At 45.8% G+C, this 11,841-nt stretch carries 11 protein-coding genes and 2 pseudogenes; 4 read left to right on the top strand and 9 right to left on the bottom strand.

Annotation, left to right across the window (positions count from 1 at the left end; all coding sequences use genetic code 11):
* The coding region (locus C7N83_RS04670) for a transposase (protein WP_146135093.1) at positions 1-236 on the top strand (236 nt) is incomplete at its 5' end.
* Between the two features lie 258 nt (positions 237-494).
* Here C7N83_RS04670 and C7N83_RS14585 read toward each other — a convergent pair.
* Complete coding sequence (locus tag C7N83_RS14585; protein ID WP_170064804.1) at positions 495-710, bottom strand: hypothetical protein; 216 nt, start codon at positions 708-710, stop codon at positions 495-497.
* A 217-nt stretch (positions 711-927) separates the two neighbouring features.
* Between C7N83_RS14585 and C7N83_RS16555 the strand changes: the two genes are divergently transcribed.
* Entirely contained in the window at positions 928-1,086 is a 159-nt protein-coding gene (locus C7N83_RS16555; protein WP_106740977.1) for a hypothetical protein, read from the top strand.
* Between the two features lie 256 nt (positions 1,087-1,342).
* On the opposite strand, the gene rpoD is transcribed toward C7N83_RS16555, so the two are convergent.
* The 4 genes from rpoD to C7N83_RS15760 all read right to left on the bottom strand — a co-directional run bounded on the left by rpoD (position 1,343) and on the right by C7N83_RS15760 (position 5,757).
* Positions 1,343-3,283, bottom strand: a complete 1,941-nt coding sequence (rpoD, locus tag C7N83_RS04650) for an RNA polymerase sigma factor RpoD (RefSeq protein ID WP_106740975.1) — start codon at positions 3,281-3,283, stop codon at positions 1,343-1,345.
* 217 nt (positions 3,284-3,500) lie between these two features.
* On the bottom strand, positions 3,501-5,288 hold the full coding sequence (gene dnaG / locus C7N83_RS04645) for a DNA primase (RefSeq protein WP_106740974.1): 1,788 nt from the start codon (positions 5,286-5,288) through the stop codon (positions 3,501-3,503).
* Between the two features lie 47 nt (positions 5,289-5,335).
* Complete coding sequence (locus tag C7N83_RS15765) at positions 5,336-5,548, bottom strand: hypothetical protein (protein ID WP_245911128.1); 213 nt, start codon at positions 5,546-5,548, stop codon at positions 5,336-5,338.
* 98 nt (positions 5,549-5,646) lie between these two features.
* Positions 5,647-5,757 carry a helix-turn-helix domain-containing protein gene (locus tag C7N83_RS15760; RefSeq protein ID WP_245911127.1) on the bottom strand — a complete coding sequence of 37 codons (111 nt, stop codon included), beginning with the start codon at positions 5,755-5,757 and terminating at the stop codon, positions 5,647-5,649.
* Between the two features lie 175 nt (positions 5,758-5,932).
* Here C7N83_RS15760 and C7N83_RS04635 point away from each other — a divergent pair.
* Positions 5,933-6,209, top strand: a pseudogene (locus C7N83_RS04635) (transposase); the annotation flags it as partial.
* Between the two features lie 587 nt (positions 6,210-6,796).
* On the opposite strand, the pseudogene C7N83_RS15755 reads toward C7N83_RS04635, so the two are convergent.
* Positions 6,797-7,178, bottom strand: a pseudogene (locus tag C7N83_RS15755) (IS1595 family transposase); the annotation flags it as partial.
* A gap of 418 nt (positions 7,179-7,596) precedes the next feature.
* On the opposite strand from C7N83_RS15755, the gene C7N83_RS04620 reads away from it, so the two are divergent.
* A complete protein-coding gene (locus C7N83_RS04620; protein WP_106740968.1) occupies positions 7,597-8,061 on the top strand; it encodes a hypothetical protein in 465 nt (154 codons plus the stop codon).
* A 160-nt stretch (positions 8,062-8,221) separates the two neighbouring features.
* Here C7N83_RS04620 and C7N83_RS04615 read toward each other — a convergent pair whose 3' ends face one another.
* The 3 genes from C7N83_RS04615 to C7N83_RS04605 form a co-directional block, all read right to left on the bottom strand.
* Positions 8,222-8,671 (bottom strand): GatB/YqeY domain-containing protein, encoded by a 450-nt coding sequence (locus C7N83_RS04615; protein WP_106740967.1) that lies wholly within the window; start codon positions 8,669-8,671, stop codon positions 8,222-8,224.
* Positions 8,672-9,013: 342 nt separating this feature from the next.
* Positions 9,014-9,226 (bottom strand): 30S ribosomal protein S21, encoded by a 213-nt coding sequence (rpsU, locus tag C7N83_RS04610; RefSeq protein WP_003680926.1) that lies wholly within the window; start codon positions 9,224-9,226, stop codon positions 9,014-9,016.
* A 451-nt stretch (positions 9,227-9,677) separates the two neighbouring features.
* Complete coding sequence (locus C7N83_RS04605; RefSeq protein WP_106740965.1) at positions 9,678-11,834, bottom strand: RelA/SpoT family protein; 2,157 nt, start codon at positions 11,832-11,834, stop codon at positions 9,678-9,680.
* Positions 11,835-11,841 lie beyond the last annotated feature (7 nt).

Here is an 11,841-nt window from a genome sequence, read left to right as displayed (position 1 = left end):
CCGTACGCAAACCGATTTATACGACCAATGCGGCAGAGGCGGTACACCGCCAGTTTCGGAAGCTGGCCAAAACCCAAGGCGCATTCCCCAATGAAACCGGCCTGCTGAAGCTTTTATATGGCGGTATCGGTAAGGCTTCGGGGAAATGGGCGATGCCGATTGCAAACCGGGGGCAGACGCTCCCGCAGTTGGCGGTTTGTTTTGACGGCCGGCCGGACGGCATTATCCGGTTGTAGAATTCAAGCTGACACAGGATTTTGAACGGCCTCTTGGTTTTCAGACAGCCTGAGACCTTTGCGAAACCCCTGGCACAGCCTATCCGCCACCGAAGACAGCCCCGTCACCCGTATCCGGCTTTTAACGCTGCTGTGGTTTTGACGAACCCGGCATGCCTGACCACAGCACACTCTGCCGCTACCGTAACCGGCTGGCGCAAAACAATACCCTTTCCGAACTGTTGGATTCGATTAACCGCCAACTGGCCGGGAAAAGGCTTAAAAATCCAAAGTACCAAAGCTGCCGTTATTATCCAAACCGCCGACCGACGATAAACAGTGACGAGGGATTGAAACCGATGAAAACGGCGTATTTTCAGAAAACACACCCGGTAAAGATAAGATGCCTGCCGGGTAAAGAAAGACGGTAAGTTTTCCTTCGGCTGCAAACAACACACCCGTACCGACGATAAAGGTTATCTCGAAAAGCGGCACATCAGTCCTGCAGACGGACACGGGTACAACCACTTCGAACTATTGTTTAGCGATATTGCCCGAGATGTCAGGGTTAATGCCGATAAAGGATATAAAGCCAACCGAGTGTTTCTTCACAGCAAAAAACTTTCAGACGGCATGGTACGTAAAACGTACAGAGGCCGTCTGTTAACTGAAGAAAATAAAGGCAGAAATAAACAGCTGTCGGAAACGAGTTATGGTGGAACAGTGTTTCGGAACGCTGCACGGTACATTCCGATACAGCCGCGCTTCCTATTTCGGATTGCTGAAAGCCACAGCGCAAAGTCATTTGAAAGCAATTTGTGCCAACCTGCTAAAGGCTGCCAACAGGCTTCGTGTGCCTGCTGTTGCCTGAAAGGGGGAAATGCCCTTTAAAGACGGGAAATATAGAAAATATAGGGGCCTTTTGGCCGAAAAAAGCTTACTTGATAACTTAAAGTAAGCTTTTTGGAGGGGAAGGATTTTGCAAAGGTTTCAGCCTTTTATTTGATGTGGCTCAAATATAGGGTAATTTTAAAATTTACGTTTCCAGCCATGCCCAAATATCCTCTTTTTCTAAAATGCCGGTACGTTTGATAAACTGCAGGCCAATAAAACCTGTGGTTTGATTTTTACTGCTTATTGTCTTCGCTATCCAAAAAGCTCTTCAGGCGGTCGCTGCGGGTCGGGTGACGCAGTTTGCGTAAGGCTTTAGCTTCGATTTGGCGGATACGCTCGCGCGTCACATCAAATTGTTTGCCGACTTCTTCCAGCGTGTGGTCAGTGTTCATGTCGATACCGAAACGCATGCGCAACACTTTGGCTTCGCGTGGGGTCAGGCTTTCCAGCACTTCTTTGGTTACTTCGTGCAGGCTGGAGTACATGGCAGCATCGGCCGGTGCGGCGTTGTTGGCATCTTCGATGAAATCGCCCAAGTGTGAATCGTCGTCATCGCCAATCGGGGTTTCCATCGAAATAGGCTCTTTGGCAATTTTCATAATTTTGCGGATTTTGTCTTCCGGCATTTCCATCAGCTCGGCTAATTTGGCTGAATCCGGTTCTTCGCCGGTTTCCTGCAGGTATTGGCGCGAAATGCGGTTCATCTTATTGATGGTTTCAATCATGTGTACCGGAATACGGATGGTGCGTGCTTGATCGGCAATCGAACGGGTAATCGCCTGGCGAATCCACCATGTGGCGTAGGTTGAGAATTTGTACCCGCGACGATATTCGAATTTATCCACGGCTTTCATCAAGCCGATGTTGCCTTCTTGAATCAAATCGAGAAATTGCAGGCCGCGGTTGGTATATTTTTTGGCAATCGAAATCACCAAACGCAAGTTGGCCTGGATCATTTCCTGCTTTGCAGCGGCGGTTTCGAGTTCGCTGGCCAACATGTTTTTATTGATTTCTTTCAATTCTTCAATTGAGATTTGTGTTTCTTTCTGTATGTCTGACAGTGCGGTTTGTTTCTCAATAATGGCATGGCGGAAGCGGTTGAGCGCATCGCTCCATACGCGGCCTTTGACAATTTCTTCTTCTGCCCAGTTGAGATCGGTGATATTGGGTAGGAAGTTGTTGATGAAGTATTCGCGATCCATGTGTACGCGGTTTAAGCAGATATCGCGTATTTCACGTTCGAGCTTGCGGATTTGGTCAACACGGCCACGCAGGTTGTTGCTCAGGTTTTCAATTTGACGGGTTGAGAAGCGCACTTCCAATAATTTGTTGGCAATGGCGTCGCGGTGTGTCAAATAGGCCGGATGCAGGCTGTGATGCTTGTTCAGTTGCGCAGTCATTTCGGCATAGTCGGCTTCAATTTTGGCAAAATGCCCGAGCACTTTTTGTTTCAGCTCTTCCAGATTGGCGGCTGACATGCTTTCGGCATCGGCTGCGCTGTCGTCATCGCTGTCATCTTCTTCATCGTCACCGCTGCTTGTCGCTTCTTCAGAAGAGTTACTTTCTAAATGACCCAAACCCAATTCGTTCAGCAACACTTCATTTGGATCGATAATGGCTTCCACCACTTCATCGACACGGATTTCTCCGTTGCGGATTTGTGCAACCAAGGCCAAGATCTCAGCCACGGAACCCGGACAGGCAGAAATGGCTTGAACCATGTTTTTAAATGCGTTTTCGATTTTTTTTGCGATGATGATTTCGTCTTCGCGCGTCAACAGGTCAACCTGCCCCATTTCACGCATATACATACGTACAGGGTCGGTGGTGCGGCCGAATTCGGAATCTGCACTGGAGAGTGCGGCTTCGGCTTCTTCGACAGCATCATCATCGGTGATGGTGGCGGCATTGTCGCTGAGCAAAATATCTTCAGCATCAGGCGCCTGCTCGGTGACTTGGATGCCCAGCCCCGTAATCATGCTGACGATGTTGTCGATTTGATCGGCATCGGACATATCGTCCGGTAAGGCATCGTTGATTTCCGCATAGGTAATGTAGCCGCGCTCTTTACCCATGATGATGAGCTGTCGCAGACGGGTTCGTTGCTCTTCTACGGTTAACGGACGGTTGTCGTCTTGATCTTGGTATTCTTCGTGATTTTTAGACATAGATATCTCGTTGTTTGGTGAAAAATGCCAACGGTTTGCCGATAAGGTAAGCTAATGATTCCGCATCATTTGGTTCTCCGGCACCTGAGGGCGAAGCAGCGCATTATCATCAGGGATATTAACGCCGAGACCGTCTGCAACTGATAAGAGAAAGGGTGTTCTGCGTTCATTAGGTTCGCAGCATGGAACAATGTTTTCAGACGGCCTGAGAAGGAATTCGGGCTTAATTTGCTTTTAACATCAATAATGATACCAAAAGTTTCTTTTCATAATCATTCAAACCGCCTTGTAGGTTTTTCTGCTTGAGCGATTCAATTTGGCTGTATTTTAACTCATTTAACAGCTTTTTCATGCCAATTTTAAAATTTTCGCATTCGGCTTGGTAGGCTTCTTCGTTGTCTTCCGCCACTTCGTCTGCCGAATGGTGGGTTGATTGGAATATTCGGTTTAACGCGGCTTCATAAGGCGAACCGCGCATATGCTCCAAAACTTGCGCGCTGCTGGGCAGACTGGTAAAGCTTTTAATGGTTTCGGCCAGATTAGCCAAGCAGGCAAAATCACCTTCCAGCGCGAGGTATTCAGGCAAGTCTATATATGCAGCCCAATTCGGATTTATCAAGAGGCTGCGGATTTGCCGTTGCACCAAAGTGAGCATTACCGGCTGCTTGAAGATTTTCTGCGGCAGCTTGTAGCTTTTTTGTTTCACATAGTGCTTGGGGGCTTCTTGTCCGAGCAGTTTTGCCAGATTGGCCGGATCGATGCCGACTAATTCACTAAGTGACTGTTTTAATAAAAAATTCAGCGCCGGTGCGGTGATTTTAGCCAACAGAGTCGAGGAAGTTTTCACCAATTCTGCTTTGCCTTCCTGTGTATTCAGGTTGAGACCGTCTGAAAGGTGTTGCCAAAAATATTCCGACAAAGGTTTACTTTGATTTAGCAGCGCATCTTCGAATTGGGTTTTGCCGAAGGCACGGATGTAGCTGTCGGGGTCGTGTTCTTCCGGCAAAAACAGAAAATGCAGCGATTTGTCGTCTTTTAATTGCGGCAAGGCATTTTCCAGTGCGCGCCATGCGGCTTTTTTACCGGCGGCATCACCGTCAAAACAGAAATAAATACTGTCGGCCTGACGCATTAGGATTTTTACATGGTCGGCAGTGGTGGAGGTGCCGAGTGAAGCCACGCTGTAACCTATGCCGAATTGGGCCAAGGCAACCACATCCATATAGCCTTCAACCACCAAAATCCGGCCGGTTTCTTTAATCGCCGCGCGCCCTTCATATAAGCCGTAAAGGTTGCGGCCTTTATCGAACAAAGGCGTGTCGGGCGAGTTTAGATATTTCGGTTTGGTATTATCCAATACGCGGCCGCCGAAGCCGATGACCTGACCCCGCTGGTCGCGAATCGGAAACATAATCCGGTGGCGGAAGCGGTCGTAATGCCTGCCCTCGTTGTCAATGACCATACCGCTGTCAACCAAAGCGGTATTGGGGTAGGGCTGGAACACTTGTGCCAGTGGTTGCCAAGCATCGGGTGCATAACCCAAAGCGTAGTGGGTGATGATTTCCGCGCTCAGACCGCGTCCGGCCAGATAATCCTGCGCCGGCTTTTGAAATTTAAGCTGCTGTGCGTAAAACGAAGCGGCTGAAGCGGTGGTTTCTTCTAAAGTTTGCTGCTTTTTCTTGCGCTCTGCACGCACTTCGGGATTGTCGTTTTGCCCGTGTACTTTCGGCACAGTCATGCCCACACGGTCAGCTAAATACTGCACCGCTTCGGTAAACGACAAACCTTGATACTCCATGATAAAACCGATGGCCGAACCGTGTGCACCACAGCCGAAACAGTGGTAAAACTGCTTGCTTGGGCTCACCGAAAACGACGGTGATTTTTCTTTGTGGAACGGACAACATGCCATATAGTTGGCACCGCCTTTTTTCAGCGGCACATGCTCGTCGATAATATCGACAATATCGACTTTGGCAAGCAGCCCGTCTATGAAATCGGAAGGAATCATGGGACTATCGCAAAGATGAGTGAAAATTTCAGACGGCCTTTGGTTTATTAAAGGCCGTCTGAAAGTAGGAGGAGATTATATCTTACTAAAATAGAATTTTGTTGTTTTAATAGCGCAATGATTTCTTTTAATGCACTAATTTCATTATCCTTTTGAGAAATAATTTCTTGATGGTGGCTAACGGTCATTTTGAGCTTTTCATTTTCTGATACTAACATCTCATTTGAGCTGTAGTTATGGCTATTATCGCCGACTAGCAAAAATAATGGCTTTTCTTTTGGTGATTAACTCAATAATATCAAGATTAAAAATCTGGGCAATTTGTTCTAAGTTTTCCCAAATTCAGTTTAGTTTGTTCTCATTCGATTTTGGCATATTTATTAGGAGACATAGCCAATTTCTCAGCCATTTCTTTTTGTGTCCACTGATTCATTTCACGCATGGCTCGGATTTTATCGTACAATTTCATTTGTTATCACTTTTTGAAGAGTTTTAGGTATTAAAAGGGTTGATTTAAGAGCGAAATGTTTGTGGAATTAAGTATCTTTAGATCATTGTAACATTTTATTAGAAATTTTGCCTATTCAAAGTAAAAATTAGTTATGAATATATTTTTTAATTATTCTTCTAGGTTGGGTATCGGCATTGTTTATACCGATTGCTGCAGAAGCCGTGATGCGCTTGATGTGGGTGAATCCGCCTATCACCGTATCAATCACTGTACGCATTTTGTAGGACGGCAAAACCACATTAATGGGATGGAAAATTTTTGGAACCGGGCAAAGCGCATGCTACGAATGTAATGGGATTGATCGTCCATCTTTTCCATTATTCCGGAAAGAATGCAGGTTTCGTTTTAACTTTGGTACACCAAAAGAACAACTGAAAATTTTGCGAATTTGGTGTGGTATTTGGGGCTAATCTATGTAAACTCTAATCCTTTTCTACTATTCCGTTATAAATATTATGAATAAATTCTAAATAAGATTTTTAAGGGTTTTTGGTAAATATTCCATATAATATTAAATATGCAAATTATTTATTAACTTACTTGCCAATATCAAAAATTCCTGATGAGCCAACTCATATTGTCTTCGACTTACAATATTCACACATTTGGTCAAAATGTAGTGTACCCTGCATTTTTTCATTAGATTTTTCTAAGAATTTTTTTATAAAAACCCATGCAAAATGAATAATAACTAATAAAAATAGCAAAGTTACTTTCATTTCCCCTTACCCTTTATCCAATGAATTTGCGACAGCCTCTTTTATACTCAAAGAAATAATAGAAATTAAAAAAAGCCAACGCTAAGCCTAATACTGAACTTAATTAGCCCCAGACCTACAAAAGAGATAAAACTATCCTCATCCACAAATTGATATATCCAATAAGATATTGCCAACAAGAATCACAAATAAAAATTTACTCTTCCACTAAAGAACAACTCCTACAGCGTTACCAATTAAAATGGTACTTATAAATAAAATAACTGATGGTTGAAGTGGCTGTCAGGCATTGGTTTTCGTTTAATAACAGGCAGTAAAGTATCTTTTCCGGTGTTTTCTGCAACAACGGTTAAACCTTACCCTGTTGTTTTAGAATGCCAAAAACAGCTACGTTACCGGGGCAGTACCCCGACCGCGTTTTGCCTTTGCGCTGCCCGCCAAAACAGCCTTGTCCAATTCAACCGGGCCATCAAAAATTTCATCTGCCCGAAGTTCTGAACGGTAAGCGATGGCTTGGCGGATTTTACGGTAGAACAACAGGGCAGAATCAGGCCGGATACGAGTATAATCGGCAGCTGCCCGGGCTGTTACTTCCAATACAGAAAATTGAAGTAATTTTTTCCGTGTAGATTTTCTTGGTTTACAATGGGTTATCTTCATTTTTAAGTGTAACCTGATGGCTCATCTGCGTCAGCCTCCAAAAGATTGGTAACTAATGGCAAATATTCATTTGGATAATGGTGTATATAAGATTTTGCCTAATGGCAAAAAGTTTTTTGAAAGCTACCAATGTAGATATTGTTATATCTATTTTGAAATCAACCTCGTCTAACCTTAAAGACAAGCATCGTATGATTCTTGAGAATGAGCTTAAAAACAATCAAGTGAAGCTTAACCAAGTGAGGGCTGAGTTAGAAACTGCTAAATGAAAGGGTAATGCTGCTAGTACAAGAACTTTGAAGGCACAAGTTCAAGATTGGGAGTTAAGCGTACAAGCGGTAACCTGTGAGATCCAAACGAGCACGATAGAAAGGATTAAATAATGGCTGGTTTAACGCTTGTACAGTAGGTACCCCGTATGCCTGTTGAATTCCAAGAGGGGAGCTTCCAGCCGCAAGAAACTGTACCCAAACCTGTTACCGCAAATCAGATTCTGATTGACAACCCTGAGCTTCAAATACTGTATGCCTTTGAAACGAATGCAAAAGCTCAAGGAAAACCTGTTGATATTAATCCTATTCAGACGTATAAAAAACCTGTAGAGGCAGACTTCTTTACGAAGCTCGCTGTTACAGGCTATCTTCGTATTATTAATGCAGCTATTGAAGACCCGTATGCGCCTGACCCGAATTTCAACGCTTCTGAACGTCTCATGGAGATTGAGAAGTCAGGGTACTATAGCCTGACGAATCTTAACGTCATATGCTTGGGCTCACAAAATTTGAAGCAGAGTTCGGTGCGTGGTTATGTGATATTGGTAGTCAAGTACTGGATGCACAGATTACAAACCAGATGTCCCTTATTCTACCTATTTATGGGTTAATTTTAATTATTAGGCTTATCTGCTTAGTAAAAAGAGAAAAAAGAAGAGCTAAGACATTACTAAGAATATTTGCAGTAACAAGTCTTTTGTCTTTTATAATTAGGTCTTTGTAATATTGCTGAGAGACTGTCTGAAAAGATTCAGACGGTCTTTTTGATATTTATTCGGCAGCCAGTGCCGCTTTTAAAATCTTATTGACCTCGCTCATATCTGCTTTGTTGGCAAGCTGGGTTTTCAATACACCCATGACTTTGCCCATATCGGCCATACCGGTGGCTCCGGTCATGGCGATAACGGTATCGACGGCGGTTTTGATTTCTTCTTCGCTCATCATTTGCGGCAGATAGCGGTTGAACACTTCGATTTCGTTAATTTCTTTTTGTGCCAAGTCGTAGCGGTCGGCTTCGGTGTAGATTTTTGCGCTGTCTTTGCGCTGTTTGACCATTTTGGTCAGGATGGCAATGACTTTTTCGTCATCGGCTTCAACGCGTTCATCGACTTCGTATTGTTTGATGGCTGCATTAATCAGGCGGATGGTGCTTAAAGACAGCTGGTCTTTAGCTTTCATCGCGGTTTTCATGTCTTCGGTAAGCTGGATTTTCAGGCTCATGATGGGCTCCGTGGGGTTTCAGACGGCCTAAGGTGTTGGAGAAGGTCGGGTTGTTGGCATTTTTTATGCGGAATCGTTTTCGTTTTACCGAAATGATTGTTTGGGGATTTTCAAGTATGATCAAGAATTGTGCGGCTTTGCCGTGCTTTTCGGCATTCTTGACCATATTCGGAATCCTAAAATGAACCTTCCGGCAAAAAACAAGACGTGTAGACAACACTAGAATTTTCTACACCTTAGGGATGACGGTATTATAAAGGGTTTATATTTATAAAGGCAAAAACACCGTAGGGCATTCAGCCTTACGGTGAGTGTCTTACTTAAGACAGGATTGTGCCTGTATTAGTACATTTTAGGAGGCAGTTGTTGGCTGCGCAGGCGTTTTTGCAAGCGTTTGGCAGCGGCGGCTTTTTTGCGTTTGCGTTCGGTTGTTGGTTTTTCGTATGCTTCGCGGGCGCGCAGTTCGGTCAACAGCCCGGTTTTTTCTACGGCGCGTTTGAAACGGCGCATGGCAACTTCAAATGGTTCATTCTCTTTTACACGGATTGCAGGCATTTTATTTCCTTCAAAATTTTTTAAGTTGCGGCTGTCTGGATGAAAATTGGTTTCAGACGGCCTTTATCATCAATAAGTTTTGTCTGTATCGCTGGTGCATTGTTGCAAGCGGGCGGGATACGCGCCGTGATGTGAACATCACCTCCTAACAAATCGGCTTTTGCCGGACGGGGGTCTTTTATTCGGGTAAAAGACCAAGAACAATTTTTTGATTATCTGATAGATTGCTTTTGTGTGTCAAGTCGGGTAAAGGACTTTTCAGGGAGTGTGGCGGCTTGGAAACGGATTGGTGTGTTAAAAGGTGAATAGATGGTATCTGGAAATAAATGCTTTTACTTGATTTTAGGGTGATAAATTGAGAAAGAAGTGTGTTTGAAATGTTTTGGTTTTTTGGAAAAGGCCGTCTGAAAACGGGTTCAAACGGCCTTCGGGTGTGGCTAACTAAGTATTGTTAGCCGCGAATCACTTTACGAACATGCGGAATGGCGTGCAGCTTGTGGATGATTTGGTTGACCTGCGCCAAATCTTTTGCTTTGATGATGAAGCCGAATTCGACAAAACCTTCGCTGCCGGCACGGTTGGACGAAGGGGTGTTGACGGATTCGATGTCGGCGCCGGAGCCGGAAATGGCTTGCGCCATTAGGGCGAGCAGGCCGTGGGTGTCTTCCGATTGGATGTTGAGACTCAGGCGGTAGCTTTGGTTGTTGAGACTGTCCCAACCGGCATCGAGTTGCTGCTCGGGATCGGATTTGAGCAACACGTTACAGGTATCGCGGTGGATAATCATGCCTTTGCCTTGAACCAATAAAGCGCGCACGGTATCGCCTGCGACAGGATGGCAGCATTCGGCCAGATGCACGCGGCCGGTTTCTTGGCCGTTGACTTTAATCGGGCTGAGTTTGATTTCGCTGCCGAAGTGTTGTCCGGCAAGCTCTGCAATGTGCATGGCCACGGAAACAGGCTGGGTGTTGCCCATGCCGACACTGTATAATACTTCTTCAAACGAGGTTTTTTTGTCGTTCAAATCACTCAAGTATTTTTCTTTGAGGCCGTCTGAAATCAATACATCTTTCGGCAGCAGGCTGGATAAGGCTTTTTGCAGCAGGTTTTCACCCAATACAATCGCATCGTGGCGGTTCATTGTTTTGATGTATTGGCGGATGGCGCTGCGGGCACGGCTGGACATGGTGAAATTGAGCCATGCGGGATTTGGCTTGGCATGTTCGGAAGTGATGATTTCGACCGAATCGCCGGTTTTCAGCTTGGTGCGCAAGGGCATCATGGTATTGTTTATACGTGCGGCAACGGTTTTGTGTCCGATGTCGGTGTGCACGGCATAGGCAAAATCAATCGGGGTCGAACCTTTAGGCAGGGTGAGGATTTTGCCTTTCGGGGTGAGGATATAGACTTCATTCGGAAATAAATCGACTTTGACGTGTTCTAAAAATTCAATGGCATTCGCGCTGCTGGCCTGCAAATCGAGAATGTTCTTGAGCCATTGGTTGGTGTGGAGCATGGCTTGGTCGACGGTGTTTTCGCCGGATTTGTAAATCCAGTGTCCGGCTACACCGCCTTCGGCGACGGCATCCATTTCGTGCGTGCGGATCTGCACTTCAATCGGCAAACCGTAAGGGCCGACTAACGTGGTGTGCAGGCTTTGGTAGCCGTTGCTTTTCGGAATGGCGATGTAGTCTTTGAAGCGGCCGGGTTTGGGCTGGTAGAGATTGTGTAATGCGCCCAATGCGGCATAGCAGGCCGGTACGCTGTTGACGATGACGCGGAAGGCGTAAATGTCCATCACATCGGCGAAACGCAGTTTTTTTTGCAGCATTTTTTGGTGAATGCTGTACAGATTTTTCTCGCGGCCTTTGATTTTGGCTTCGATGTTGGCATCGACCAAACGTTGGCCGAATGCACGCAAAACTTTGCTGACGACATTGCGGCGGTTTTTACGGCTGTTGCCCATCGCTTTTTGCAATGTTTCGTAGCGTTTCGGGTGCAGGTTTTGGAACGAAAAATCCTGCAACTCCTGGTAGGCGCTGTTGAGGCCGATGCGGTTGGCGATTTGGGCGTAGATTTCGAGGGTCTCTTTGGCGATACGACGGCGTTTTTCGGGGCGCATCGAACCGAGTGTGCGCATGTTGTGCAGGCGGTCTGAAAGTTTGATGATGATGACACGCACATCTTTGGTCATCGCGAGAATCAGCTTGCGGAAGCTCTCGGCCTGATGCTCTTCGTGGTCTTCGAATTTGAGTTTTTCCAGCTTGGATAAGCCGTCTACCATTTCGGCAATGGTTTCGCCGAATTCCGCCGCCATTTCGACTTTGGATACGCCGGTGTCTTCCAGCACGTCGTGCATCACGCCGGCACACAAGCCTTGCACGTCCATGTGCCAAACGGCTAATTGGGTGGCTACGGCAATCGGATGGGTAATGTAGGGTTCGCCGCTTTTGCGGGTTTGGCCGTCGTGGGCGTGAAAAGCGTAGGCCACGGCTTTTTCGAGCTGTACCTGCTCTTTTTTGCTGAGATAAAATGCCGTTTTAAATAATAATTCGCGGGCTTCGGCTGTCAGCGCATCGTAGGGGGCGGTAGGTAGTGGGGCTGGCATATTCAGA

Origin of the sequence: Neisseria iguanae (assembly GCF_003013245.1) — a bacterium.
GTDB classification, from domain to species: domain Bacteria; phylum Pseudomonadota; class Gammaproteobacteria; order Burkholderiales; family Neisseriaceae; genus Neisseria; species Neisseria iguanae.
This window is presented reverse-complemented; position numbering and strand designations above follow the sequence as displayed.

Excerpts from the sequence above, each read along its gene's own strand:
- C7N83_RS16555 (WP_106740977.1), top strand. The coding sequence starts at position 928 with ATGGTGGAACAGTGTTTCGGAACGCTGCACGGTACATTCCGATACAGC.
- dnaG (WP_106740974.1), bottom strand. The coding sequence starts at position 5,288 with ATGATTCCTTCCGATTTCATAGACGGGCTGCTTGCCAAAGTCGATATT.
- C7N83_RS15760 (WP_245911127.1), bottom strand. The coding sequence starts at position 5,757 with ATGAAATTGTACGATAAAATCCGAGCCATGCGTGAAATGAATCAGTGG.
- C7N83_RS04620 (WP_106740968.1), top strand. The coding sequence starts at position 7,597 with ATGCCTGTTGAATTCCAAGAGGGGAGCTTCCAGCCGCAAGAAACTGTA.
- C7N83_RS04615 (WP_106740967.1), bottom strand. The coding sequence starts at position 8,671 with ATGAGCCTGAAAATCCAGCTTACCGAAGACATGAAAACCGCGATGAAA.
- rpsU (WP_003680926.1), bottom strand. The coding sequence starts at position 9,226 with ATGCCTGCAATCCGTGTAAAAGAGAATGAACCATTTGAAGTTGCCATG.
- C7N83_RS04605 (WP_106740965.1), bottom strand. The coding sequence starts at position 11,834 with ATGCCAGCCCCACTACCTACCGCCCCCTACGATGCGCTGACAGCCGAA.